This window comes from Desulfurococcus amylolyticus Z-533, assembly GCF_000513855.1.
GTDB classification, from domain to species: Archaea; Thermoproteota; Thermoprotei_A; order Sulfolobales; family Desulfurococcaceae; genus Desulfurococcus; species Desulfurococcus amylolyticus.
On sequence record NZ_KI911318.1, the window covers coordinates 1,205,988 to 1,230,123 of the forward strand.

Sequence of the window (24,136 nt, forward strand, 5' to 3'; positions counted from 1 at the left end):
TTTATCTTGAAGCCTTATCGGAGATGCCTTATGCAGTCGAGCAAGGTTGATACTGATATAAGAGATCCCTTTATAGAGTTTGTCAAATGGAGTAGTCTCGACGTAAACGAGAACGCTAATAAATACATGGGTCCAGGCAGCTTCTTCAGCTACCTGCTCGAGGAATACATGAAGCGCGACATACTAGGCTTGCTTCCAAGTCACATCCTTAAAGCACATAGGGATGGATTAATATATATTCACAAACTACCCCAGAGCATATACATACCCTACTGCACCGGGCATAGTATGGCAAGGCTACTTGAGAAAGGCTTGAAGACCCCTACAGTCATCTCCCGTCCAGCAAGACACTTCGACACATTCGTAGACCACGTGGCTAACTACCTGATCACACTCCAGCACTATTTCACAGGGGCGCAGGCTTTCTCCAGCGTCGAGTGGTACGCGGGTCCATTCATAAGGAGCGATGGATTAGACTACCGAGGGGTAAAGCAGAATATCCAGAGGCTACTCTATAATTTAAACTATCCAACCAGGATAGGTTTGCAAACCCCCTTCACGAACTTCACGATAATAATGGATGCATCGAGGAAAGCCCTCGAAGGAGACTACGCCGTCTACGATGGTAAGAAAACCGAGCCCCTTGGGGCATATGAGAAGGAGGCTAAAATCTTTCTCTTAGCCCTTTTCGAGAACTATATGAATGGGGACAGCGTAGGGCAACCATTTACATTCCCAATTCCCACCCTAATGACCACATCTAAACTACTCTGGGAGGATCCAGAGATATATGAAGCGGTATTCAAGACGGCTGCAAAACGCGGAAGCTTCTACTGGTTAAACACTAGGGTAGTAGACCCGGACGCCAGTTATGCAATGTGCCTGCATAGCGGTGAGAAGATACTCATCAACAACGATGGCGAAGTACACGAGCTGACGATGGGAGAGCTGGTGGAGAAGTACGCTGGTGGAGTAGAGGCCGTGGACCCGGATGGGGCGACATGGTATAAGCCGGCTAGGGAGTTCAAGGTGCTGGCGTTCAACCCCGAAACAGGCGAGGTAAGCTGGAGGCCTGTGAAGAGAATCCTAGTGAAGAAGTCTAGGAAAGCCGTCAGAGTCCAGCTTAGTAATGGCAGGGGCTTTGTGGCCACGCCAGACCACCCAGTACTGGTCTACAGGAGGAACCACAGGAGATACGAGCTGAGGAAGGCCAACGACATACCGAAAGACAGTAAGCTACCAGTGTTACAGGCGGAAATCAGTGGTGAATACGTAGAGCTCAAAGGGGAAGTCGAGCTAGTGGTAGATGAGGAAAACCCCTCAATCGAGGCTTGGAAACATAGGATGAAGACAGGAAGTGTTGTGTGGGTCAGTATTAAGAGCATAGAAGAGGTGGAGCTTGAAAACGATGAACTGTTCGTCGACGTGGAGGTAGATGGGCCCCACTACTTCGTCCACAGCGGGGGCGTGATAACCCACAACTGCTGCAGGATTAGTATTCAGAAGAACGAGCTTCTCTACGCATACAACGGTGGCTTAACGTTCTCTTTAAGCTCGATTAAAAAAGACGTTGAGGAAGCTAGGGAAGAATATTGGAACAAGCTTGAGAAGCAGAAGTTCGGCGGGCTGTGGGCAATGCCCGATATAACTGGGAGCGTAAATGTTGTAGATATCAATATTCCGAGGCTGGCTCTAGAGGCTAGAGGTAATGACACCAGATTCTGGGAGCTCTACGATGAGGCCTTGAAGCTGGTTAGGGAGGCTGTAGACTGGTTTAGAGCTAGGTATGTGAAAATATTGAAAGAATACCCGAATTTCTACTATATGATCACAGAATATATGCCTGAATTCCCCTCATCGCACTTCAACACCATAGGATTAATAGGGCTACCCGAGGCAGCCGCCATACTGCTGCAAGAGCCGAAGCTCTGGCTAGACGGAAATAGGAGCGATTGGCTCCGAGCAACAGAGTTGATGAGGAAGATAGTCGAGCACGCCACTAATACTGCTAGAAGATGGATGCGGGAGTCGGGCACCCCATGGAATGTTGAGGAGGTCCCAGCCGAGTCAGCCTCACCCAAGATGGCGGCTCTAGACATGAAGCTATACCCTGAACTAGCAGATTACTTACCAGACTCTGATAACCCTGTATACTCGACCAGTATAGCCCCATACTATACCCCTGAAATGGAGCTCCCCGATAGAATCGAGGTTGAGGCAAGAGTCCAGAAGTACTTCACGGGGGGCGTGATGATGCATATATTTCTAGCCGAGGAACCCGAGCCAGACGCATTGGCGAAGCTGGCTAAGAGAATCATGGATACCGATATCGTGTACTGGAGCTTCACCCCTGCATTAACATATTGCCCATCATGCGGGAGAACATACACCGGGTTATATAAATCCTGCCCGAGATGTGGAAACGAGAACATCGAGGTATGGAGCAGGATTATAGGTTACTATAGGCCAATAAAGAACTGGAACCCCCAGAGGAGGAAGGAGTTCTGGACACGGAATCACTACGTCTTCTAAACACCGACTCGTTTTCTTGATTTTCTCGTCTGGTGGTTTCTCATGCTCATCAAACTGATTGGTAGCGGGTGGAAGAATACCAGCCTAGTTGACGTCCACGGCTCCGTAACCTTTACGCTATGGCTCTGCATGTGTAACTTGAAGTGTCCATTCTGCCATAACTGGAGGCTTGCAAGCAATGAGGGTTCAATATGTAAGCCCCTAGACATCAGTAGGCTCCTCGATGATCTCTCAGCGAGCAGGAGCTTCATAGACTATCTTCATGTAACCGGTGGAGAACCACTGCTCCAATACACTGGCCTATCATGGTTGTTTAAGGAGGCTAAGGAGATGGATGTGGCAACTAGTTTAAACAGTAATCTAACCCTTTACATGCCCCTTAAGAAGCTGGTGGATCAAGGCGTCATTGACCATGTTGCAACAGACCTTAAGACCCCTTTCGACGAGTTATCAGGCCTCGGCGATGCATCGAATATATTATTTAAACAGTTCACGGAGTCGTTGAGACTCATAGTTGAGAAAAACATCCCCCTCGAGCTTAGGATACCGGTTGCCAAAAACTTAACGTTCAAGACGCTGGAGAAGACACTGGAATCCATCATGCCTACCCTCAGTAAACACGTGGAAAATACCGTTGTCATTGTGAACCCCCTCCTATCAAAGCCTCTCACTAATCCCCGTAGCGTAGAGTGGTGTGATAAATACTGTATGCCCAGCGAGGTAGAACTTGAAGGAGTCGCAGGTGTTTTTAGAAGGCTCGGGTTTAAGACCTTTATTAAAGAGGTGCCGAGGTAATGGAGAAATACCTACCGCGGGCCCTCCTCGTTGCACATTTACCTGATACAAGTAGGATTATAGCATCTGCTTCAAAGCTCACCCTATCACCAAGAGACTTCACCTCGATTACCGGGGATATGGATTATGTGAAAACCGAGGAGTGGATCAGGGAACTGGTTAAACGGGGCCATGGCTCTCCACTTGAGCACTCGATATTCATATTCGAAGTGATATGTAGCAGGGTTTGCAGTCATCAACTAGTTAGACACAGACACGCCTCGTTCTCACAGCTGTCTCAGAGATACAGTGATAAATACCTGAGAAACATGGTGACGAAAATATTCGAGCACACCGGCAGAAATCCACGGGAAGCCGGTTTCAGAGAATACGTTGAGGCTATAGAGGGATTCCTAGATGCTGATCCAGGTTTCACCGAGTTATTGGAAGTCGTAGCTGAGGCGTTCATAATCCCGCCCAGCACGGTAAGGCTTAAGGATAAAGAATCCCTCAGGGCCATTATACAAGGAGTTAAATCCTACTATAAGGCACTCCTCAACGGGATTCCATATGAGGATGCAAGATACCTACTACCCCAGGCTGTGAAAACCAGGCTACTTGTATCAATGAATGCCAGAGAGCTCATCGAGGTATTTATTCCACTGAGAACATGTGCCAGGGCACAGTGGGAGATACGCAGCATAGCCTGGCAGATACTAGGTGAGCTGAATAAGGTTGAACCATTATTATTCAAGTACGCTGGCCCACGGTGCATCCTACAAGACAATAGAAGTAGGAGTAAGCCATGTACACTTAAAGATTACCTTGAGGGAGCATGCACACCCACCTTGGAGAGATGCCCGGAACTAGTGCCAAGGGAAAAAATACGGGAATGTATAAGTACCGCCTTAATAATTTAACATTCATACCCAGTATCGGTGATTATACATCTAGCGGTGGTCCTAGTTTCCAAGACCTATAACGGGCCGTGGAAAGGGGGGCTTCGGGCTTCATAGGGTTTGATATCGAGTCCTCTGCGCTTGGCTTCACTGCCCTCGGTATCCATATCACTGGGCTCCGCTCGCTCGGGGTGACCCCAGCCCACGGCTCGCCCCTCATAGCTTTTCGAGGTCATAGCTGTGGGAAACCCCCGCACCCCGATTCACTTTCAACATACTCACTCTTCAATAAAAGAGTTCTATACCAACCTTCATAAACCTAAAAGTATGAAAACAGAAACAACAATCTGAGGCTATCGGTACAAGTATAAACCTGGACAGTATAGGATCACTGCTGGACATTTATGGAGCGGAGAACGCTTACACTCATCTAATACTAGCCCTTATTACACTTTCTATCGTTGATTGTGGTTATAAATACAGTTTTCTAGAGGATGCCATCTTCAAGAAAGCGTCGAGAAGATTCACAGCGGTATATAAGTCAGTATCCTCCAAATGCTAGCTTGTAGCTTACAGCTGAAAGCCTGCTTTTAAGGCTGAAGGATGGTGTTTCAAACGAATAGAAGAAGCATGTGTTGAAATAACAAAGGTGCCCAGCCAATAATACCTACCTCCATGGATAAGACAACGTACAAGGGATCCGGATACATCGGGTAGAATATGCGGCGGCCGGGATTTGAACCCGGGATCTCCGGCTTGGAGGGCCGGCGTCCTAGTCCAGGCTAGACGACCGCCGCAACCAATAATCTCTTAGAATCTTGATAGGTTTTAAAACATTCTTATTCAATAACCACTCCCTCCTTAATTAAGGATGCGTCTTACGTATTGGATACTTGAACAAAAATAAACAGGCTTAACCCCAGGAAGTATTACCGAGGTGTAGAGCCGTAATTCAACCGTTTACACCACTAGTTTACAACATGGATTCAATGAAGCTATTAAGCTTTATATCATAGGTGATATATTAAAATCCTTGATGTGAATACTCTTTACCATAGTGATGAAAAGAGGGTCTCATGAGCCCTGCAGTGATGAAAGCCGGAAAATCTGACCCTTTACTCGATGAGACCCAAATACATCCTTTATCAATACCAGTGGTGGTGAGACCTCTATTACCAAGATATCTTTTAGAAGAGCACCCCCACTAACAGTGATTCTGAGTACTTCTGACCTCCTCCCCCACCCTAAAGGGCGAGGCTTTCGGTTGTAATCCCGTTAACGGGGTTGACCCTTGGTGCTGGCTTAATAGCTTCACCTGTGCTTCATGGAGCCCAGTCGAGAAGGATGCTACGCTCCTCCAATCTGGGGATCAAAGGGCATAAGGCTATAAGCCTCAATCCAGCGTACTTGATACTGACAAGTGTAGGGCTAGAGAGGCCTAGAGTGCAATGATAATGCTGGATCCATCTGTATACTTGTACAGTGGAGTGATAGGTGTATTAATAGTAGTGCTACTATTCATATTCTCCCTATTCGAGTTGAAGGGATTAGTGAAAATATTCTTCACGGTAGTCGCCCTAATACTCATTACGTTACATTATATTATTATATATAATGTATCCCATTACGAAAGACTCACATTATATCCATTTACAATACTAGAGGAGACAGATATGGGGGGAAGCGTCTCCCCTGACATCGGGCAGGTAACAATACTAGCACTAATTATTCTCTGGCGGAAAGAGCTCCTCGGATTATTACAGGGGAAAACTACGGGGGGAGAAAATAGTGTACCCTCTTCTAACACTCGACCCCAGTAAGATATTCGAGTGCACCATAATTAAACGGCTCAACCGCTTCACAGTGTTAGTCGAAGCCGGTGATGGATTGATCCAGGCACACCTCAACAACACCGGCAGGCTATATGGAATACTCGAACCCGGGAGGCGGGGCGTGCTCATAAATATAAATGGTGTCAAGCTCAGGCACAGGCTTCTAGGTGTCTACAATAATAAGGAAGTAATCCTATTGGATACCAATATGCAGGAGAAAGCGTTTCTGAAGGCAGCCGAGTCAGGGTTGATACCATGGTTGAACCCCTGTAGCCTTATTAAGAGAAACATAAGGATTAATCAGGCTGTGATAGACTTCCTGTTTAAATGCGGGAACACCATGGTATTCATTGAGTTAAAGAGCGCCGTGATGAATCTAAACGGTTATTCCGGGTATCCGGATGCACCCACTGAGCGAGGTAGGAGACAGATAAGGGTTCTCAGCGAGCTAGCCTCAACAAGTGTTAAATCAATAGTTGTGTTCGTGTCCAGTGTACCAGGTGCAAGAGGCTTTAAGCTGTATTGCGGTTTCGATAAGGAAATAGGAAGGGTTGTCCGGGATGCTGTAGCTAAAGGAGTATTGTTTAAGGCTGTGTCGATAAGCTTTAACCACTCAACCTACAGCATAGTGCTTGAAAACCCGGATTTAACAGTGGATCTTTGGAGTATGTGCGAAGAGTAGATTTAAGCTACATCTAGTACTAGTTGCCCTAAGTGTCCCCCCTTCTTTAACTCTATTAATGCCTCATTGGCCTCGCTAAGCCTATAGGTTTTCACTTCAGGCTTCACACCGTGTCTACTGGCTACCTCTAGGAACTCTCCTACATCCTTCCTAGTTACATTCGCAACGCTTTTAACTTCTTTCTCATGCCATAGGAGGCTGTAGTCCAGCTGCTCGATTGGAGTCATATATATCTCAGCCAATACTACTCTCCCACCCTTATCTATCTTCTTCAATGCCTCAATGAAGACGCTGGACACAGGTGCATACACTATTGCGGCATCGAGTCTACGCGGGGGCTCCTCACTTGTTGAGCCAGCCCATTCGGCACCGTTCTCGAGAGCCTTCTCTATCTTCCACCTATTACTCGTGAACACGTATACTCTTAAGCCAAGCCTCCTAGCCACCTGTAGAACAAGGTGTGCGGCTGCACCGTAGCCAAATAGACCCAGGGTTGCATCACCCTTACCAAGAAGCCCCGTTAGCTTTAGGGATCTATAGCCTATTGCACCAGCACACATTAATGGAGCTGCATGAGTGTCATCTATTCCATCAGGTATCCTATGTATGAAGCCTGCCTTTGCAACCATGTACTCAGCGTACCCGCCGTCCACACTGTAGCCTGTGAATAAAGCATTTTCACAGAGATTCTCGAGACCTCTTCTACAATACCTGCATTCACCACAAGCATAGTATAGCCATGGAACTCCAACACGCTCTCCCCTCCTAACTCCTTCAACCCCATCACCTACATCTTCTACTACACCGATTACCTGGTGCCCGGGTATCAGTGGGAGCTTTACAGGTTTCAACTCGCCTTCAACAATGTGGAGATCCGTCCTACACACGCCGCATTTGAGGATCCTTATCAAGACCTCGCCTCTACCGGGGCTTGGTTTCTCGACATCCATATATTTCAACGGCCTTGACTCGACAGGAGCTGGAGAATAGAGAACCATCGCTCTCAACGTATACACCTTACAATCTCAAGCCTGTGTTCTCTAATCTGTGAAACACTATTTAAACCTTGGATAGTAATGTTTTAAAAACCTTGATCCATATGATTCATATCCGGACTGCCGCCGTAGTATAGCCCGGTCAAGTATGCGGGCCTCTCGAGCCCGTGACACCCTAAGGCCCGTTGAGGAGAGGGTGCGGGAGACCCGGGTTCAAATCCCGGCGGCGGCACTCCTCTTATTCATCAACTGTTTCAACCAGTGCACCATAGTGGATCCTATAATGATGTAGAAGCTTGTTGTTAAGGCAAGCGAGTAGGCTACGTAGAAGGCCGGATCAAAGATCATTAGAGTAATGGAGTCCAGGAGCCTCCATATATTCACATCTGGATTCTCAATGTGTACATGACTCCACCAGCTCGTGGGAAACGCCACAGGCCATAACCCTATCCATATATATGTAAATAATAAGAGGGGCTTAGATACAGCGTTCTCCCCGGCTACCAGTAGCAGAGATATATAGGCTATTAGTGGAACCAGGTATTGGTGGTTCACCCTCCAGTAGAAAGCAGTAAAAGCAATGTACGCGAGTGAGACACATAGGAGTAAAGTACTCCCCTGCTTATAGTATAGTAGTAGGAGTGAGAGGGTTATAACAGTGAAGAAAACCCACCATGACTCAATAACCCAGATGTAACCCCTGAAATTATACGTGATGAGGCTTGATAAACCGTTGAAACTATATACAACGGGCTCAGTATATCCAGGCTTAGATGATTCTAGCAATGCATTAAGCAGTGATCCCATCGTGCCCGGGCTAGCAATGATGAATGGGGTGAAGGGGACTAATGCACCTGTTAAAACCACCATGATATACTTTAATGAAGCCCCCGATAAACCATGCTTCTTGAAGACATCGGTAATCAACACTAGCAGTGAAGGCAGGATAGTCTGCTTAACGGAGACCGAGAACCCAGCGATGAACAACCCGGCTAACATATGCCTGCCATCCATGTACATGTATAACCCAAGGAGCAGGAAGAATAAAGCCATGTTATCAAACATGCCATATATCGCTGAGATATATATGGTCATCGGGTTCAATAAGTATAGTAAGGAAGCAATCGCTGCCACCAGCCTACTCGTCGAAAAAATCCTTCTAGCAGTATAGTAGATCATGATCCCTGTTAGAACATCAAATAATGAGAAGACAGATTTAACAATCCCACACCACGATGGGGAGGCATATATATTCAACCCGTGATCCCTGACCACCTTCACAGGATCCGGTGCTATAAGTCTTAAAGGAGCCAATATGAGGAGGAGTACAGGTCCATAAATATACTTCCATGGATACGGCCAGTTATTGCCGGGTGCCTCAAGGTAGTTGTAATCATAGAAGTGGAAACCATGGTGTAGAAAGGTATCTGCGAAACCAGCGAACTGAACCACGTCACTACCACAGGTAGTCCATAGGAAAGGGACTCTAACAAGCATACCCACTAATACAATGAGCAATAGTATAACCGTGTCAACCCTACTCATGGAATACACCTAAACCACATGATCCACATGATTCAACAATCATATTATTACTAGAATAAGGTGCGGCCATGAACATATATAATTGGAGTGAACACCTAGGGATAAACGGCAGGATTAAACACCCTATTCACGTTACCTATCCAGCATCCAGGAGGCCACGTATTTTATCGGCTAGAGCTTTCTCGAACACTCTGGAATCGTATTCTATACTCCTAGATAGCGAGAGATCATGATATTTACTCCATAACACCTTATCGTGCATCAGGCTCTTCAACAGCTCTGAGAGCTCCCTTATCGATGAATAGCCTAACCCATAATACCCGTTGACTAATACATCCCTATAGCTCCCACTATTCCTATTCACTATAACTGGGATCCCGGCTGCCATGGCTTCAACCACGGCAATACCGAAGTGCTCGCCTACTGTGGCATGTACAAATATCTTGGATGAGCAAAGGTTCTCGATCAACGTCTCCCTGGATGCGTTAAGGTATAGTTCTAGCCTTACCCTGTGTTTCACGGCAAGCCTCCTTAGATGTGTTAAGTAGTTGATATTTCCCCTTGTTAACGCGCCTATGATCTTCAACGTAGGCCGCTCCTCCAGTAAGGCTATAGCTCTTATAACGTCATCATGCCTTTTCTCACTACTCACTCTACCAACCATAACCACGCTATTCTCTCTTTCATCGAACCCTTTTCTCCCGCAGCTGAGGAGGTCCTCGATGTATACTGGTGGATGTAATACTAGTGGCTCAACGCCATATAATTCCCTAAGTATATCCCCCGTATACTCCGAGTTAGTTATAACGAGATCCGTGTGTAGGAATGGGTCTTCAGGGATGCTTGCCTCCAGTAGTTTCAGGTATATAGCCCAGTAAGCGTTCCAGAAAACCGTTGAGAAGTACTTCCTAGAGTAAGATACAGCATCACGACAGTAGGACTCTATCTTCCTGCTCTTAAAACTACTACAATTCTCTGTGGCCACATAGATGCTGTGGGGGAAGTGAATGTATTTAACCAGCTTAAAGCCGATAACCCTCTTTAACTCATCGATCCCCTTAGAGCCCTCGTTATCTATGAAGACCAGGTCCGGTCTGCGATATTTCACTGCTTTCTCAACGACTATATTACCAAGTTGCATCTGGTAGAGTCCGAATACCTGTGGAAACCACTTGAATAAACTATACACTTCCACATCGCTTAAGCCCTGTACACCTGTAATAAAACCCCCCAGCCTAATGGGGGCGAGACCGGCAAGTAGAACCCTGTAGCCAACCCTCTTCAATACTATTGAAGCCCGTATCTTTACTACTTCAGCCCCACCAATAATGGTTGTAAATGGTCCTACTACAGCCAGTGGATCATTAACCAAGCCGACCCACTCTACCATCAAGTCTTAGATAGTTGAAACGGTGTTTAAAACCATGAATTAGAAACTAGCTGGTATTTAATAAATTTTAGAGGAGCTGTTATCGAGCTTGGGCGGTGTTACACCTCGCTGTCCCTGATACTTACCCGTGTAAGGCTTGTACACAGGGCTACTGGTCCTCGCCAGTATTAAGTGGAGGAATCTCTGACCCGGATAAACCTTAACCGGTACCGTGCTACCTACGAGTTCAATGGTTATATTCCCCTTGAACCCGGCATCTATCACTGTCGGCGGAATGTATAAGCCGAAGCGGGCAAAAGTACTTCTAAGATTCACCAAGCCCACTAGGTCATGGGGGAACTCAACATACTCAAGGGTCGTGGTTAAAACATGCTCCAACGGGTTTATCACGAACCCATCGCCTCTAACCCTATAGCACTCTAACACGTTGTCAACCCCGTCCCTCGAGGTATCAACTACACTGTTCTCCCTCTTGAACCTACAGAATTCGTCCCCGAACCTTAAGTCCACTCCATTCTCCCTCACTGTATCATCGAATAACGGGTCTATAATCAGGAGCTTCTTCTCGATGTAAACCCGGATATCCCAGTCGCTTAGAATCATTCTTACTCCCTCCTTCTAAGTGGCTGAGGTGATTCATGGAATATTTCATGGATCGCCCTGGACGCCTCCTCTAACTCCTTGAATGTATCTATAGCCTTCCAGAATACACCAGTATATCTCACCGTACCTAGCACTCCATCCCGGGCCATGGCAGGGAACGCTGTTTTCTCCAAGTCCCCTTTCTCTGGGAAGTATCTTAAAGCCTCAGGGTTTAAAGCGTATACTCCGGCATTGATCCAGTAGTCACTTAACTGGGGCTTCTCAACAAATCCCTTAACCCTGTCTTCATCCTCTATTTCGAGGACACCATATGGGCTTGGCAGAGGTATCGATGCTATTACACCAAGATACCTTGAACCCTCAAGTTTCTCGACTAGCTTTAGCGGGTTGAGATTGGTAATTATATCTCCGTTGATAACTAGGAATGTGCCGTTCCTGGATAAGACATGCTCAGCGTTCTTAATGGCTCCCCCAGTCCCCAAGGGTTCATCCTCAACTACGTATGTAACCCTCACGCCAAGCCTGCTCCCACTACCAATATATTCTATTATCTTCTCCTTCCTATAGCCAACTAGGAGAATTATCTCCCTAAACCCATACTTTTTCAACCACTCGATCTGCCATTCCAGGATAGGTTTATCCCCAACCGGGATCATTGGCTTAGGAACGTCATCCGTGTATGGTCTAAGCCTTTTACCATATCCTCCAGCCAGGATCACGGCGAGCATTCTAATACACCACATTAGTATCCATCCAAGACGTAAGATAAAAATAATTAACACAGTACAGAACTCCCTCAAGATAGCGAACACCCTCTGGCTCGTAGAAAACCTAATAAACCCCTGTTTAATCAATTAATAATGGCGCCGCCGTAGCTCAGCTGGGAGAGCGCCCGGCTGAAGACCGGGATGTCCGGGGTTCAAGTCCCCGCGGCGGCATACCATGACTCATCCTCCCACTGTCTTTATATTCTTCAGTAATCTAATCCAAGTCTAGGTGGTCAAAGTCTTGGTAAAGATAATCATTGTCCCGTTAACAAGCTATGGTGTACTCGAGTATCTCGACGCGTTAAGGGATTTACTAGTGGATTCATTAAAGAGGGCCGGTGTTAAAGTAGGGGCATACGTGTGGAGCGAGGTTTTAAAGCCGCCTGTAAAATGCTTCAACTGGGAGAGGAAGCAGTACCTGGCGAGATGTGTAATAGATCACATCCGCTCATACCTTCAGTTAGCCGGGGTTAACGAGGACTCAATAGTGATTGGGATAGGCTATTTAGATGGGTATGAAGAGGGCTTGAACTTTGTCTTCGGTGAGGCTGTGCCAGGTAATAGTACAGCATTAGTGTTTACTAGGAGGCTCCGCCAGGAATACTATGGTTTACAACCAGACTTCAACCTGTACTTTAATAGACTGGTTAAGGAAGTAGTGCATGAAGTAGGGCACCTGCTAGGATTAAACCACTGTAGTAACCAGGGTTGTGTCATGAGTTTCAGTAATAGTGTTGTGGAAGTCGATGCCAAGTCGAGGTTTTTCTGCGAGGGATGCGCTAGGAGGATAAGAGAGTTAAATATCTAGGACGAAGTAAGCCACCCACTTATCCTCCTGCTTCAATATCCTCATTAAGTTATATGTTGGAGACTTCACCTCAACCCTGGCCTCATGTCTTAAGGGATTGAATTCCTCACATAGTACCCGTGCCTTGAGCTTGTATGATAAATCCCCATTAATCCTCTCAATACTTAATTCTTCCACACCTATGCTTCCGCACATTAGTTTCTCACTGTAATATAATAACAGAAGGGACTCAAGCCATTTATATAGTAAATTCTCCATGTCAAAGCCATCAACCTCTAGCCTCTTCTCCACGGCTGGTCTAAGGTGATCAATATTAGTCATCGAGTCGAATAACGCTAACCCGCTGTTCTCGAATAACTCTAGGATGTCCTTACCATAGGCTCTAACATATATATCGCTCATGTGCTCGAGAAAATCGAACCTGCCATTTCTCGATGCAATCACTTCCTCTCCCATAAAAGACCGCCCAGCCCCATTTACCCTTAGAAATAAATGGCGATGGTATCTCTTAATATCAATTTTAAAGATAAATTTAATTAATATAAATAAAATTAACTTTACAAAAACGGGTGAAGTTGATGAGTGGGAAATTCGAGTTTGAAACATACCACGAGTACATAGACAAGAACTATACTCCTGACCCCAGCAACGATGTAATAGCTGTATACAGGGTTAAGCCTGCACAGGGATTCACTATTGAGGACGCTGCAGGGGGCGTAGCTGCTGAGAGTAGCACTGGTACGTGGACCAGCCTTTACAATTGGTACGATGTAGGGAGAGTTAGAAGGCTGAGTGGTAAAGCATACTACTTCAAAGACCTTGGCGATGGATCATGGATTGTGAAAATAGCATACCCAGTGGAGTTATTCGAGGAAGGAAATATACCGGGCCTGCTGGCATCCATAGCTGGAAACATATTTGGTATGAAGCGTGTTGAAGGATTAAGACTCGAGGACATATATCTCCCCAAGAAATTCCTCGAGTCATTTAAGGGACCCAGTAAGGGATTAAATGGTGTTAGAGAGATATTCGGGGTAAAGGATAGGCCTATAGTAGGCACGGTGCCGAAGCCCAAGGAGGGTTACTCACCGGAGGAAGTGGAGAAGCTGGCTTTAGAGTTGCTAAGCGGTGGATTAGACTACATAAAAGACGATGAAAACCTGACCAGCCCAAGCTTCTGTAGGTTCGAGGCCAGAGCTAAGGCCATTATGAAGGTTATTGATAAAGTAGAGAAAGAGACAGGTGAGAGAAAAGTCTGGTTCGCCAATATTACCTCCGATATACGTGAAATGGAGAAGAGGCTGAGGCTTGTAGCAGACTACGGTAACCCATACATAATGGTTGATGTCGTGATCACCGGGTGGAGCGCACTGACATATATCAGGGATCTAGCAGAGGAGTATGGACTAGCAATACATGGGCACAGAGCAATGCATGCAGCCTTCACCAGGAATCCATACCACGGCATCTCAATGTACGTGCTGGCTAAATTATACAGAATCATAGGAATAGACCAACTACACATTGGCACAGCCGGGGCAGGAAAACTCGAAGGCGGGAAGCTAGACGTTATAAGATACGCTAAAATACTGAGAGAGATACACTTCAAGCCAGACCCAGATGACATATACCACCTAGAGCAACCAATGCACCACATCAAGCCGGCAATGCCTGTCTCATCAGGTGGTTTACACCCAGGCAACCTCCCACCAGTAATAGAGGCTCTGGGTACAAACCTGGTGCTACAAATAGGTGGTGGGGTAATAGGTCATCCAGACGGGCCTAGAGCCGGAGCACTGGCTGTTAGACAGGCACTAGAGGCAATAATGAATAATATTCCACTAGACGAGTACGCTAAGACACATAGAGAGCTGGCAAGAGCACTGGAGAAATGGGGCTTTACAAAACCCATCTAGCCGACCTCCTTCCTGCCCTAAAGGGCGAGGCTTTCAGTTGTAAATACATTTTTACACTACCCTTATTTATTAGAGGGCCTTGCTGATACTCTATAAAGCTTTTTAATCTACGTATAATCTTCCACCTTTAAGCACATAGTAACGGGTCGCCCCATATTCAGCCTTCATCTCTGTAGTGGTTATTAATATGGCTGTCCCATCCTTGGCCATTTCTTTGAAGACCCCTAGAACTCTCTCAGCACTATATTCATCGAGGTTTGAAAACGGTTCATCAGCTACTATTGACGCCGGCTTCTTAACCAATGCCCTTGCAATAGCTACTCTCTGCCCCCGCTTAACTCGTGGGGAAACCTATTCTCTAACCCCTTGATCTCCAGTAGCTCCATCACCTTCATGATGATTTTCCACCCGGCCTCACGAGGATACCCTGGGGCTGGCTCCCGGGACTCAATGCGTTAGGATCGATAGAGTCGCATTAAGCCTGATGAATGCGAGAATACCTGATAACGATGGCGTGAAGCCTGAGGATGAACCAATTGAACCCAGGGCCCCCACAGCTTACCTGGCAACAATACCTGTAAAGAAGATAGTTAGGAAACTAACTGAGGAAGGCATGCCGGCTGTTGTATCCAATACTGCTGGCACATATGTATGCAACTTAGTATTCTACGGGTTACTGCATCATGGATACACTTATGGCTATCCCTTGAGAGCCGGGTTTATCCATCTACCCTACCTACCAGAGCAAGCTGCCAAAATGGAGTCGCATAGTGTTCCGCCGAGTATGAGTCCCGAATTAATGATCAAAGCGGTTAAAGTAGTCATCGAGTCCATAATAAGTGGGGACACAACCGGGCAAAATAACCCTAGATATAGATATTAGAGTAATAAGATGTGTCAACGCACCGCACTAAAAACAACTTCCCGGAGGGACGTGTCAATGGAGTACATCGAGAAGATAGTCGAGGGGTACAGGCTTAGAATCTACATTATCAACAAGCTATTGATCGGTATACCATTGGACATAGGTCCCAGGATACTATATATCGCCCCCCTTGAGAAGCCCGAGTTCAATTTATTCAGTATAATACCAGATATCAGTATTGAAACACCCGAGGGCACCTGGAAAATACATGGGGGACATAGGCTCTGGACATCGCCTGAAGCCATGCCGCGTTCCTACTCACTTGACGATAAACCAGTTGAATTAAGGATTGAGAGAGATGAGATCGAGATCGTCGGCAACCCGGAGCGTGCTAACAATGTTTTAAAGAAGATACGTGTTACACCGGGTGAAGAAGACTACTCGGTGAAAGTAGTCCATGAAATAATCAATATAGGTAGATGGCCACTGGAGTTCTCGTGCTGGGCTATCTCAGTTATGAGGGGTAATGGATTCGCTATAATACCATTTAAGCCGAGGCAGGTGGATCACCACGGCCTACTCCCAGATAGATTTATTGTGGCATGGCCGTACACTAGGCTAGATGACCCGAGGATTAAGCTTAGAGGTAGCTACATCATAGTACATCAAGACCCAGGTGTTAAAAACCCGGTTAAAATAGGTGCTAGAGCCAATCCCTCATGGATCGCGTACTGGGTGGAGGAATACTTGTTCAAGAAGTCTTTCAGAGAAGAAGACGCTGTATACCCCGACTTCGGCTCGAGTGTAGAAGTATACACTAATGATAGATTCCTGGAGCTAGAGACCCTTGGCCCCTTAAGGAGAATAGAACCAGGGAGATCAAACATCCATGTTGAGACATGGAGTGTGAAAAGAATTGGGGGTCTGAGACCCCATGAAAAAATATTGGAGGAGAAACTAGGGTAGACTTAACGCGTATTGGACTGCGCTGTACGCATCCACTAGTCCATACCCGGTGTAAACGTCGAAGCCTGGAGAACCTAGATCATATGCTGTAGATGTCAGGACTTTATAAATAGCGTCGAAGCCCAGCCAGCTTTTACCAGCAGCATACCTCATGGCTTCTATAACTGCCACAACACCTGTTACATGCGGGGTAGCCATTGATGTACCGCTTAGATAAGCGTATTTTTTATTCGGGTACGTAGATAATATGTTGACTCCGGGCGCCGCCACATCAACCTCCGGTCCATCACTACTCCATGATGGTGTATTACCGTTTGAATCCACTGCTGCAACAGCTATCACCCATGGGTATCTAGCTGGGTAGTTAACGTTATCTGTACTTGGGTTTCCATCGCCAGAGTTACCTGCTGCAACAATCTGTATAGCGCCTTGCTGGTAAGCCCAGTTTGATGCATCCCTTAACACGCTATTATCGCTTGAGGAACCAAGCGACATGCTGAGTATGTATGCTCCAGCCTTCACAGCTTCCACTATTCCCTCAGCTATATCTGTAACGCTCCCGCTTCCTGAGTCATAGAGTACTTTAACCGCTATCAGGGTCACGTTTGGTGCTACACCTGCTACGCCCGCACCATTTATAGTCGCCGCAATTATCCCGGCTACATGTGTTCCATGCCCGTTTCCATCCATGCAGTTACTTAGTGAAGTACCCCTATAAGTGGTTGAGCCAGTTGTCCTTATACAGTATGCAACCCTGCCATAGAGGTCCGGATGGGTGTAATCAATACCTGTGTCAAGGACAGCTACGACTACTCCCCTACCGAATGTATACCTGCCATAGTATTTATAATAGTAGTCCCAGACATCCGTTATGCCGATCATGTACATGTTCCACTTGATGTCACCATAATAGTCGCTTATGCCGAAAGCCCTGGCCTCTATATCTTTCTCAATGTATCTAATACCCGGCAGGCTTTTAACACGGGTTATCAATGACTCAGGTATCTCGACAACCAGTATCTTTAGATCCCTGATCTCTTTCACTGGTGATACCCCGAGTTTCCTCAACAGGTTCTGCCTAGAGGTTTCATCCCTATATCCTATCACTACTCTTACCTTGTTTGAGCCCCCATTGACTATTAACGCCTCTGATTCGTTAGAGAATACTAGTGGGATTAATAGTAGAGCCAGTACTACTATTAATAAGACATATTTATTGTACACCATGGCCCCACCCAGATTTAAATCACATACAGTAATCAGTGGGATACTTTATAAATTTTTCTATCTAGAGAATAAGCCGGATCCATAACACTGACCGAGAAGCATATCGGGGAGCTAGTAGGTAGGGAAAACCGAGAAACACTATTCATCTACAATATCTACCCTTCAACCATGAATAGAATATCAACGCTATTAACAGTACCACGATCACTCCAAAAATCATCGTAATATGGATTAACCCTGTGAACGCATCACCCACCACTGTTACTGTGGTAATCGCCGACTTACATTCATCAACAATCACTGTGGCTGTATAGATTAACTCCTTTATCCCCTCGACTGCCCCGCAGATAACGTAAACCCTGAATAGATGCGGGGAACCCCCACCCTAAAGGGAACCCCAGCCCTTTAGGGCAGGGGTCAGAGCTTAAAACCCCTTTACACTCCACCGAGAAAAAAGATAAACCATAACTCCCATGAACTTAGGGGTAATTCCAGGGTAACTACCAAAAATCTAATAAATAAGGGATGACGCCGGGGGCGGGATTTGAACCCGCGCGGGCGTGAGCCCACTGGCTCTCAAGGCCAGCCCCTTAGACCGCTCGGGCACCCCGGCGCTCCTCATGGTTTAAGATATAGGAGGATATAGCCTTTTTTACTTTTCGCATCGACGATGTTGTAACTCTCCCTTGCTTTCTCAGCCAGGTACTCTCCTCCTCTAGCTAGCACGAACTGTGCGAAGCCGTCTTCGGTCAGGTATCTTCTAGCTCCTAAAACTATGTCCTCCACTATCCTCATTCCTGCTGAGAGTGGGGGATTGGAGTATATGGCATTGAACTTCATTCCTTCTACAGGCTTATACCTATCACCCTGGAGGACTACTACCCTATCCTCTACATTATTCCTTGAGGCGTTTAAACGAGCCACCTTGACTGCTAATGGGTTTACATCAGTCATATATACTTCGAGCAAGGGGTTCAACTTAGCTACCACTATACCTATCACTCCATAGCCACACCCTATATCTAGTACCACGCCGCTCCTCGGCACCATGATGTTCTCGAGGAGTAGTCTTGTCCCATCATCCAAGCTGGATCCCGAGAAGAGACTCGTGTAAGATATGAACTCGAATGTATAGCCGTGAATAGTGAAGGAAAAGAGCTTCCTCTCGCCTGGCTGGCCAGGCTTATAGTAGTGCGTCATCCCGGCTGCCCCTTCCTCCATGCGGGGGGATAGATCCCTGTAGGCATTACCACCCTCCGGGTCCTCGCCACCACACCCTTCTTCATCCCAGCTATCTCCTTTGCACTATATAGCGCCGTACCCAGCGCCACCAGCTCGCCTTTAAGCGTTAGGATAGCTACAGTTTTATTTCTCTCAACATTACTTGTTAACCTCGCGATGCCTGGTACAGCTAGATTGGCTCCATGAGCTATTGCGTCTACAGCTGTATCAAGTATCATTATCTTCGGTAGGTGAGCTATCGATGTCTCAACCGGGAGTATTATCCTCCTGATGTATCTCTCATCCCCGCTACTCCTCCATAATGCAAGTGCCTCGCTGATATCCTGCAGCCTAACCAGTGTTTCATCCTCTCTATAAGGACCTGTACGGGTTCTACGTAGCTCCCTCATGTGTGCCCCGGTGCCAAGCATTAATCCGATATCGTGTGCAAGTTTCCTCATGTATGTACCTGGATCGCTTAAAACCCTCACAAGTATGAATCTATCCCTGATCTCCAGTAACTCGATTTCATATATCCTCCTGACCCTAATACTTCTCTTAACACTGGATCTCAGCGGCGGCTTCTGGTATATATCGCCCTTAAAGTACTCTACAACCATTTTAACACTGGACTCCCTGGCATCCCCATGTAACTGTATAACCATTACGTATTCCTTAACACTATGTATCACGTTCCCAATGACCTTCGTACTATTCGCTAGCCCGATTGGTAGAACACCGGTCACCTTGGGGTTTCCCCGCCCCTAAAGGGGCTCCAGGGTGCCCCCGTGACCGGCTTTCTCCAGATTGAACATTTTCTTGACCCATGCCACGACCTCGTGACTCGTCGGCCCCGGTGGTTTATCAAGGTTTATCACACCGTAGTTTATGTGATCGTTTACCTTTCTCTCATATGGTAGTACCCCGTGGTCTGGGCTTGTCTCAGCATCTCTTAGTACTATCCATTCATTCCTGTAGCCAGCTCTCGCTGTTATGTAATCTATGAAGGATAACCCCTTCTCAACCAGGTCCATTATACTACACCTTCCCTGGTGGAGAGAAAATATTTAAAGAAAATATTAATTATTTCGCCGAGACCCAGCTTAAATAGGCGTCAGCTTCGGCTTTACATGCTCCACCATATAATCTGTTAAACCATTTTCACCGATGGCCTTTAAAACCTCTTCATCACTAGCGCCTCTGGGTATCTTAATTGATTTATCTGTGGGCTCCAAGTGCTTTATGTTCACCTTTCTCCTCTTAACTCCTGTCAGTGACTTAGGCCCTGTTACTAAGACGAAGTTATCATCTATTATGTCTACTATAATGCATTTCCTGCCTGCTTCCCTACCTGCTGTTTTAACACATATCCTACCTATTTCTATCGCGGGCATTTTAAACACCCCTCTACTCCTTTAAACACTATTCACTCATACTACCATGTTTCTCTTTTAAAATCTTATCTATTATAGACTTAATAATGTTAAACGCCTCCTCGACCCCGATTAGCTTTGTGTTTATAGTTAAATCGAATATCGAGGTATCATATATGTCTATCCCGTAGTATTCCATGAACCTTCTTCTCTGAGAATACTCCCTTATAAGGGTCTCAGCCAACGCTTTACCCAGGGGAGTGTTGTCACGGCCGGCTACACGGAGTATCCTGAGCGTGAGGGGAGCTGTAACATATATCTTTAAGTCAACGATGTCAGATACTATCCAGGCTGCTAGATGCCCATCGATAACGATGTCATCACTGTCCCTAACTGTTTCAAGGGTCATCCTATCTATCTCGAGGTCTATAGAGGGATCCTCCAACGCTATCCTACTCAACTCCTCCAGGCTTACCCCTTTTCTCCTAGCATACTCCCTGAACAATGAGCCAGCCGAGAAGTATTTCAACCCATAGTATTCGGCAACGCGTTTAGCCTGGGTCGTCTTACCACTACCAGGCGGCCCGCTAAAAACTATCTTAACCAATTTAAGACACCGCTAGAGGGAACAGGGGTTAGAGTGCTTGCCTCACAGCCTCCCTTATACCCCTTGCAAGGCACTCGTGACATATATAGCCACCATAGGGCCTCTCAGGACGCTTCTCGGTCTTAGCTAGTTTACGGAGCTCCACCGGCCTTAGAGCTGGAACCCCGTTGAGTGGTCTACCACATATAGCACACCTAGCCGCATTAGGCCTCCTCTTCTCATAATGCACACTGACATCTCCGCCAGGTGTTTTAACAATAATTCTTCTCCAACTCCTATTCCTATACATTGGCCTAGGCATCGATGCCTCACCATAAGCATTTCTAGCTCTAGAGTAATAATTTACGAGAGGTTCTTAAATTTTACTAGGGTGGTTGTCTTGATTCCAGCCTAATGCTCCTTGAGACCAGGTATATTGGTACAGCGAAGCCGATTAAGGCTATAATGTATATATGCGTGTAGTAAATGCCTCTCTCAGTGTTTAAACCAGAGAGGAATGGTACCGACACGGGTATATCCACGTACTGGGTTGAACGAGCTATTAGCGAGACGACTAGTATCATCAGCGTATAGACTAGCGAGAAGACGGATATATGTATTACGAAGAGAAGGAGCATTCTCCTCCTCGCAGACCTATATAGAGCCCTATACTTCCTAAGCCTCCTCACATCCCCCTTGCTCCTAGGGGTTTCGGGAACCTGTATACTCTGGTATGTCTTAACAGCTTCACTGAAATATGGATGATTCCTAACAGCTTTAATAAGCAGGGATATTAATATGGCTGATGAAATGGAGACGAGTAAAACAATCGTTGTGATCATTACTACTCTCCCACAAGGCGCCTTAGCAACGGGTATGCCTCGAGAGTTCTCTCGTAAGCTATTAACGCGTAGTACTGCTGCAGGATACCTATAGCCAGCAGTATCCCGGTGCCAGTACCATAGGCTCCTAATGCATCCGCTAGCACAGCTATCGCTGCAACAATAAGGCTTGAAAGCACTGTCAAGGGATAAATGTACTTGGCTAGTATTTTCTCAAGAATCTTCGGGTTGTTTCTTAACCCTGGAACCTCGAATCCACTACTAATTAATTGTTCAGCCTGTGCAGCCGGGTTTAATCCAGCGACCTCGACCCACATCAACCCGAATAGGACTGCCAGTATGAAGACCAGTAAACTATACACTATTAGATGAGCCGGATCGGATAGAGCACTATATAAGCCATTAGGCGATGCGAGGTAGTATGCTAATCCACCGACAAGCCTACCTGAGGTATCGTATCTAGCTAATAGGTCAACAAAGCTCGGGGGCACCACTGACGCAAGGTAAACCCTGAACAATGTTGCGAAGACAAGTATGTTAGCGTAAAGTATACCTACAAATAACACGGGTATATTGGTTACATAGAGGAACTGGAGCGGTATCTTGGTCTTAATGCTCTGCAACCTCGGTGATGTAACGGGTATTTCGACCTTCATATTGCTCAAGTATACAAGGATAAACATTATAACTATAGTAGCTATGAGTCCAACAAGGTCTCTACCGCCGGGCCTGAACAATACATTACCTAAGCCACCACCACTGCTTATCACCTGGATCATGTATGGTATGAAGCCTATTGGCTGCCCCTGATAAGTCACAGTGCTGAAGATATTCCAGAATATAGTTGTAGCAACACCAGCCAGTATGAACAGCGAGACACCGGAGCCTATACCCCAGCCTTTTTGAATCGTCTCATCCAGGACTATTACAAGGTAGGATGCAACGAATAATTGGAGCCACACTATTAAGCGGACATGCCATCCAGCACTACAAGCTGTCACAGGATTACCCAGAGGCATCCAGTACCTGCATGACAAGACGTACATTCCGGCCTCGAAGGCCGCCAGTATAACGGCTAGGGTTTTCTGGGAAGCAGTGAAAACCTTCCTGTCCTCGGGATCCGTTAAATCAAGGTTGATCAACTTAGCACCCACAAGGATCTGAATTATCAAGCCTGCCGTTACAATAGGCCCTATACCGAGCTCCATTAACGTACCCCTGTTGGACGCGAATATTATCTGTATTAATAATATCTGCTCAGGTCCAGCATAGGATATACCGTAGAGCGGTGTATTAGCCATTATCATGTAGACTATTAAAGCCACACCGGTCCAGAACAGCCTCTCATACATCGAGGGCTTGCCCTGCGGCTTAACCGCTGTAGGTAGATAATCCGCTATTTTAGCCATCACCCTGAGTAAACCCATTCCCCAAACCCCCATCCATCACTGTAGTATAAGCCCAATATTTAGTCTAGACTAGACTCTATAATGAGTCGTGAGGGGCTTATTAAATTCATTTCATTATGGAGGGTTCGGGTCTGGTGAATTCCTGTGATTGCCTGTAGATATTTCTGGCTACCTGCTTCATCCCATTATTTCTTATTCCCCTGCTCCGTCCGGCTTCATTCTTCACAATAGTGGAATACCCCGTATACCCGCCCAGAGAATACCGGGAGAAACTATTCAGGCTCCACGGGAGAAAAGTAAAAGGTAATAGTCATCGAGGAAAGCGAGTGAAGACACCGAGAGAATAAAACATAATCCAAAAATATTTAAAAAGAATTCAGAACCTGCAACAGGCTAAGAGTGCTGGATGTTCTAAAATATAGAAATCCTAGGTTGCACTACCCGCTTCAAGCTCCTCGAGGAGTATTACTTTGCCCCCTGCTTCCTCGATTTTTCTCTTAGCCTCCTCTGTTATCTCCCTAGCTATAACCTTTAAACCCCTGGTAACCTTACCAGAGCCTAGTACTTTGTCGAAACCCATTTCGACGGTATTTAACACTATTAGTCCATCCTCGATGATTGCCTTACCGTTGGAGGCCAGCCTCCACGCTAATTCATCTAACTCGCCAACATTAATGGTTACATTCTCATGGATTCTACTACGAGGCCTGAAGCCGTGTTTACCATACCAGTTTGGAGCATGCTTTATTATCCAGATGTATTTATGCTTATGGAAGCCTACAGCACCGAATCCACCACGCGAACCACTTTTCCTATGCTGCCCAACCCTACCCCAACCCATTGTTCTCGTGCGACCCTGGAGTTTCCTGGATTTCTTACCTTTTCTAACGACCATAATCTATCA

At 46.3% G+C, this 24,136-nt stretch carries 27 protein-coding genes and 4 tRNA genes; 13 read left to right on the top strand and 18 right to left on the bottom strand.

The genetic code is table 11. The features are described from left to right. Window positions 1-30: 30 nt before the first annotated feature. From SPHMEL_RS07070 to thyX, 3 genes are read left to right on the top strand one after another with little or no spacing between them, the layout of a single operon-like run. Window positions 31-2,532: an anaerobic ribonucleoside triphosphate reductase gene (locus SPHMEL_RS07070; RefSeq protein ID WP_051401023.1), complete on the top strand. Its 2,502-nt coding sequence runs from the start codon at window positions 31-33 to the stop codon at window positions 2,530-2,532. A 42-nt stretch (window positions 2,533-2,574) separates the two neighbouring features. Next, window positions 2,575-3,327 carry an anaerobic ribonucleoside-triphosphate reductase activating protein gene (locus tag SPHMEL_RS06420; RefSeq protein ID WP_012608786.1) on the top strand — a complete coding sequence of 251 codons (753 nt, stop codon included), beginning with the start codon at window positions 2,575-2,577 and terminating at the stop codon, window positions 3,325-3,327. Continuing rightward, window positions 3,327-4,226: an FAD-dependent thymidylate synthase gene (gene thyX / locus SPHMEL_RS06425; RefSeq protein WP_042667790.1), complete on the top strand. Its 900-nt coding sequence runs from the start codon at window positions 3,327-3,329 to the stop codon at window positions 4,224-4,226. Before SPHMEL_RS06420 ends, thyX begins: the two co-directional genes overlap by 1 nt. A 700-nt stretch (window positions 4,227-4,926) precedes the next feature. On the opposite strand, the gene SPHMEL_RS06430 is transcribed toward thyX, so the two are convergent. Further along, a tRNA-Gly gene (locus tag SPHMEL_RS06430) sits at window positions 4,927-5,002 on the bottom strand. A gap of 487 nt (window positions 5,003-5,489) precedes the next feature. Between SPHMEL_RS06430 and SPHMEL_RS07395 the strand changes: the two genes are divergently transcribed. From SPHMEL_RS07395 to sfsA, 3 genes are read left to right on the top strand one after another with little or no spacing between them, the layout of a single operon-like run. Then, window positions 5,490-5,657, top strand: coding sequence for a hypothetical protein (locus tag SPHMEL_RS07395; RefSeq protein WP_156915451.1), 168 nt, complete (start codon window positions 5,490-5,492; stop codon window positions 5,655-5,657). Window positions 5,658-5,659: 2 nt separating this feature from the next. Next, entirely contained in the window at window positions 5,660-6,025 is a 366-nt protein-coding gene (locus SPHMEL_RS06435; RefSeq protein ID WP_156915452.1) for a hypothetical protein, read from the top strand. Beyond that, window positions 5,994-6,719 (top strand): DNA/RNA nuclease SfsA, encoded by a 726-nt coding sequence (gene sfsA, locus SPHMEL_RS06440; RefSeq protein WP_042667791.1) that lies wholly within the window; start codon window positions 5,994-5,996, stop codon window positions 6,717-6,719. The genes SPHMEL_RS06435 and sfsA overlap by 32 nt, the downstream gene beginning before the upstream one ends. Window positions 6,720-6,721: 2 nt before the next feature. Here sfsA and SPHMEL_RS06445 read toward each other — a convergent pair whose 3' ends face one another. Next, the gene (locus SPHMEL_RS06445; protein WP_042667792.1) at window positions 6,722-7,726 is read right to left on the bottom strand and encodes a zinc-dependent alcohol dehydrogenase family protein; all 1,005 of its coding nucleotides are present in this window, start codon (window positions 7,724-7,726) and stop codon (window positions 6,722-6,724) included. Between the two features lie 110 nt (window positions 7,727-7,836). Here SPHMEL_RS06445 and SPHMEL_RS06450 point away from each other — a divergent pair. Together SPHMEL_RS06450 and SPHMEL_RS07455 are read left to right on the top strand one after the other, a co-directional pair. After that, window positions 7,837-7,946 (top strand) — tRNA-Glu (locus SPHMEL_RS06450). 483 nt (window positions 7,947-8,429) lie between these two features. Next, entirely contained in the window at window positions 8,430-8,885 is a 456-nt protein-coding gene (locus SPHMEL_RS07455; protein WP_042667793.1) for a hypothetical protein, read from the top strand. A 510-nt stretch (window positions 8,886-9,395) separates the two neighbouring features. On the opposite strand, the gene SPHMEL_RS06460 is transcribed toward SPHMEL_RS07455, so the two are convergent. From SPHMEL_RS06460 to SPHMEL_RS06470, 3 genes are all read right to left on the bottom strand, one after another. Further along, window positions 9,396-10,631: a glycosyltransferase gene (locus SPHMEL_RS06460; RefSeq protein ID WP_232216790.1), complete on the bottom strand. Its 1,236-nt coding sequence runs from the start codon at window positions 10,629-10,631 to the stop codon at window positions 9,396-9,398. A 75-nt stretch (window positions 10,632-10,706) separates the two neighbouring features. Continuing rightward, window positions 10,707-11,252 (bottom strand): dCTP deaminase, encoded by a 546-nt coding sequence (dcd, locus tag SPHMEL_RS06465; protein ID WP_042667795.1) that lies wholly within the window; start codon window positions 11,250-11,252, stop codon window positions 10,707-10,709. A gap of 2 nt (window positions 11,253-11,254) precedes the next feature. Further along, window positions 11,255-11,980 carry a nucleotidyltransferase family protein gene (locus tag SPHMEL_RS06470; protein ID WP_051401024.1) on the bottom strand — a complete coding sequence of 242 codons (726 nt, stop codon included), beginning with the start codon at window positions 11,978-11,980 and terminating at the stop codon, window positions 11,255-11,257. Window positions 11,981-12,117: 137 nt separating this feature from the next. Here SPHMEL_RS06470 and SPHMEL_RS06475 point away from each other — a divergent pair. Next, window positions 12,118-12,190: transfer RNA gene (locus tag SPHMEL_RS06475), tRNA-Phe, on the top strand. A gap of 70 nt (window positions 12,191-12,260) precedes the next feature. Then, window positions 12,261-12,827, top strand: coding sequence for an archaemetzincin family Zn-dependent metalloprotease (locus SPHMEL_RS06480; protein ID WP_042667796.1), 567 nt, complete (start codon window positions 12,261-12,263; stop codon window positions 12,825-12,827). Here the strand turns inward: SPHMEL_RS06480 and SPHMEL_RS06485 are convergent. Then, entirely contained in the window at window positions 12,816-13,283 is a 468-nt protein-coding gene (locus SPHMEL_RS06485; protein WP_042667797.1) for an archease, read from the bottom strand. The genes SPHMEL_RS06480 and SPHMEL_RS06485 overlap by 12 nt on opposite strands. A 122-nt stretch (window positions 13,284-13,405) precedes the next feature. Between SPHMEL_RS06485 and rbcL the strand changes: the two genes are divergently transcribed. Further along, window positions 13,406-14,743 (top strand): type III ribulose-bisphosphate carboxylase, encoded by a 1,338-nt coding sequence (gene rbcL / locus SPHMEL_RS06490; protein ID WP_042667798.1) that lies wholly within the window; start codon window positions 13,406-13,408, stop codon window positions 14,741-14,743. A gap of 102 nt (window positions 14,744-14,845) precedes the next feature. Here the strand turns inward: rbcL and SPHMEL_RS07615 are convergent, their stop codons facing one another. Next, the gene (locus tag SPHMEL_RS07615; RefSeq protein ID WP_051401025.1) at window positions 14,846-15,046 is read right to left on the bottom strand and encodes a P-loop NTPase family protein; all 201 of its coding nucleotides are present in this window, start codon (window positions 15,044-15,046) and stop codon (window positions 14,846-14,848) included. A 130-nt stretch (window positions 15,047-15,176) separates the two neighbouring features. On the opposite strand from SPHMEL_RS07615, the gene SPHMEL_RS06500 reads away from it, so the two are divergent. Next, window positions 15,177-15,626: a pyroglutamyl-peptidase I gene (locus SPHMEL_RS06500; protein WP_269479115.1), complete on the top strand. Its 450-nt coding sequence runs from the start codon at window positions 15,177-15,179 to the stop codon at window positions 15,624-15,626. 57 nt (window positions 15,627-15,683) lie between these two features. Further along, on the top strand, window positions 15,684-16,574 hold the full coding sequence (locus SPHMEL_RS06505) for a hypothetical protein (RefSeq protein WP_042667799.1): 891 nt from the start codon (window positions 15,684-15,686) through the stop codon (window positions 16,572-16,574). Here SPHMEL_RS06505 and SPHMEL_RS06510 read toward each other — a convergent pair. The 11 genes from SPHMEL_RS06510 to SPHMEL_RS06560 form a co-directional block, all read right to left on the bottom strand. Next, window positions 16,566-17,801: a S8 family peptidase gene (locus SPHMEL_RS06510; RefSeq protein ID WP_042667800.1), complete on the bottom strand. Its 1,236-nt coding sequence runs from the start codon at window positions 17,799-17,801 to the stop codon at window positions 16,566-16,568. The two genes, SPHMEL_RS06505 and SPHMEL_RS06510, sit on opposite strands and share 9 nt — an antisense overlap. A gap of 529 nt (window positions 17,802-18,330) precedes the next feature. Continuing rightward, window positions 18,331-18,414, bottom strand: a tRNA-Ser gene (locus SPHMEL_RS06515). A gap of 5 nt (window positions 18,415-18,419) precedes the next feature. Continuing rightward, a complete protein-coding gene (locus SPHMEL_RS06520) occupies window positions 18,420-19,001 on the bottom strand; it encodes a class I SAM-dependent methyltransferase (RefSeq protein ID WP_042667801.1) in 582 nt (193 codons plus the stop codon). Next, a complete protein-coding gene (locus SPHMEL_RS06525) occupies window positions 18,998-19,768 on the bottom strand; it encodes an RNA-guided pseudouridylation complex pseudouridine synthase subunit Cbf5 (protein ID WP_042667802.1) in 771 nt (256 codons plus the stop codon). Before SPHMEL_RS06525 ends, SPHMEL_RS06520 begins: the two co-directional genes overlap by 4 nt. A gap of 18 nt (window positions 19,769-19,786) precedes the next feature. Further along, window positions 19,787-20,056, bottom strand: coding sequence for a hypothetical protein (locus SPHMEL_RS07580; protein WP_042667803.1), 270 nt, complete (start codon window positions 20,054-20,056; stop codon window positions 19,787-19,789). A 69-nt stretch (window positions 20,057-20,125) separates the two neighbouring features. Then, a complete protein-coding gene (locus SPHMEL_RS06535; RefSeq protein ID WP_012608815.1) occupies window positions 20,126-20,416 on the bottom strand; it encodes a 50S ribosomal protein L14e in 291 nt (96 codons plus the stop codon). 28 nt (window positions 20,417-20,444) lie between these two features. Further along, complete coding sequence (gene cmk, locus SPHMEL_RS06540; RefSeq protein ID WP_012608816.1) at window positions 20,445-21,002, bottom strand: (d)CMP kinase; 558 nt, start codon at window positions 21,000-21,002, stop codon at window positions 20,445-20,447. Window positions 21,003-21,030: 28 nt separating this feature from the next. Continuing rightward, window positions 21,031-21,303 (bottom strand): 50S ribosomal protein L34e, encoded by a 273-nt coding sequence (locus tag SPHMEL_RS06545; protein WP_042667804.1) that lies wholly within the window; start codon window positions 21,301-21,303, stop codon window positions 21,031-21,033. Window positions 21,304-21,367: 64 nt separating this feature from the next. Beyond that, entirely contained in the window at window positions 21,368-21,823 is a 456-nt protein-coding gene (locus tag SPHMEL_RS06550) for a hypothetical protein (protein ID WP_042667805.1), read from the bottom strand. Window positions 21,824-21,825: 2 nt separating this feature from the next. After that, a complete protein-coding gene (gene secY / locus SPHMEL_RS06555; RefSeq protein ID WP_042667806.1) occupies window positions 21,826-23,250 on the bottom strand; it encodes a preprotein translocase subunit SecY in 1,425 nt (474 codons plus the stop codon). Between the two features lie 409 nt (window positions 23,251-23,659). Then, window positions 23,660-24,127: an uL15 family ribosomal protein gene (locus tag SPHMEL_RS06560; RefSeq protein WP_012608820.1), complete on the bottom strand. Its 468-nt coding sequence runs from the start codon at window positions 24,125-24,127 to the stop codon at window positions 23,660-23,662. Window positions 24,128-24,136 lie beyond the last annotated feature (9 nt).

What these genes read in the sequence shown, in the direction of transcription:
- dcd (WP_042667795.1), bottom strand. Translation starts at nt 11,252, where the DNA reads ATGATTCTAAGCGACTGGGATATCCGGGTTTACATCGAGAAGAAGCTC.
- SPHMEL_RS06485 (WP_042667797.1), bottom strand. Translation starts at nt 13,283, where the DNA reads ATGGGAGAGGAAGTGATTGCATCGAGAAATGGCAGGTTCGATTTTCTC.
- rbcL (WP_042667798.1), top strand. Translation starts at nt 13,406, where the DNA reads ATGAGTGGGAAATTCGAGTTTGAAACATACCACGAGTACATAGACAAG.
- thyX (WP_042667790.1), top strand. Translation starts at nt 3,327, where the DNA reads ATGGAGAAATACCTACCGCGGGCCCTCCTCGTTGCACATTTACCTGAT.
- SPHMEL_RS06535 (WP_012608815.1), bottom strand. Translation starts at nt 20,416, where the DNA reads ATGCCCGCGATAGAAATAGGTAGGATATGTGTTAAAACAGCAGGTAGG.
- SPHMEL_RS06560 (WP_012608820.1), bottom strand. Translation starts at nt 24,127, where the DNA reads ATGGTCGTTAGAAAAGGTAAGAAATCCAGGAAACTCCAGGGTCGCACG.
- secY (WP_042667806.1), bottom strand. Translation starts at nt 23,250, where the DNA reads ATGGGTTTACTCAGGGTGATGGCTAAAATAGCGGATTATCTACCTACA.
- SPHMEL_RS06420 (WP_012608786.1), top strand. Translation starts at nt 2,575, where the DNA reads ATGCTCATCAAACTGATTGGTAGCGGGTGGAAGAATACCAGCCTAGTT.
- SPHMEL_RS06505 (WP_042667799.1), top strand. Translation starts at nt 15,684, where the DNA reads ATGGAGTACATCGAGAAGATAGTCGAGGGGTACAGGCTTAGAATCTAC.
- SPHMEL_RS07070 (WP_051401023.1), top strand. Translation starts at nt 31, where the DNA reads ATGCAGTCGAGCAAGGTTGATACTGATATAAGAGATCCCTTTATAGAG.
- SPHMEL_RS06520 (WP_042667801.1), bottom strand. Translation starts at nt 19,001, where the DNA reads ATGACGCACTACTATAAGCCTGGCCAGCCAGGCGAGAGGAAGCTCTTT.
- SPHMEL_RS06435 (WP_156915452.1), top strand. Translation starts at nt 5,660, where the DNA reads ATGCTGGATCCATCTGTATACTTGTACAGTGGAGTGATAGGTGTATTA.
- SPHMEL_RS07455 (WP_042667793.1), top strand. Translation starts at nt 8,430, where the DNA reads ATGAGGCTTGATAAACCGTTGAAACTATATACAACGGGCTCAGTATAT.
- SPHMEL_RS06510 (WP_042667800.1), bottom strand. Translation starts at nt 17,801, where the DNA reads ATGGTGTACAATAAATATGTCTTATTAATAGTAGTACTGGCTCTACTA.
- SPHMEL_RS06545 (WP_042667804.1), bottom strand. Translation starts at nt 21,303, where the DNA reads ATGCCTAGGCCAATGTATAGGAATAGGAGTTGGAGAAGAATTATTGTT.
- SPHMEL_RS06550 (WP_042667805.1), bottom strand. Translation starts at nt 21,823, where the DNA reads ATGATCACAACGATTGTTTTACTCGTCTCCATTTCATCAGCCATATTA.
- SPHMEL_RS07580 (WP_042667803.1), bottom strand. Translation starts at nt 20,056, where the DNA reads ATGGACCTGGTTGAGAAGGGGTTATCCTTCATAGATTACATAACAGCG.
- SPHMEL_RS06470 (WP_051401024.1), bottom strand. Translation starts at nt 11,980, where the DNA reads ATGCTCGCCGTGATCCTGGCTGGAGGATATGGTAAAAGGCTTAGACCA.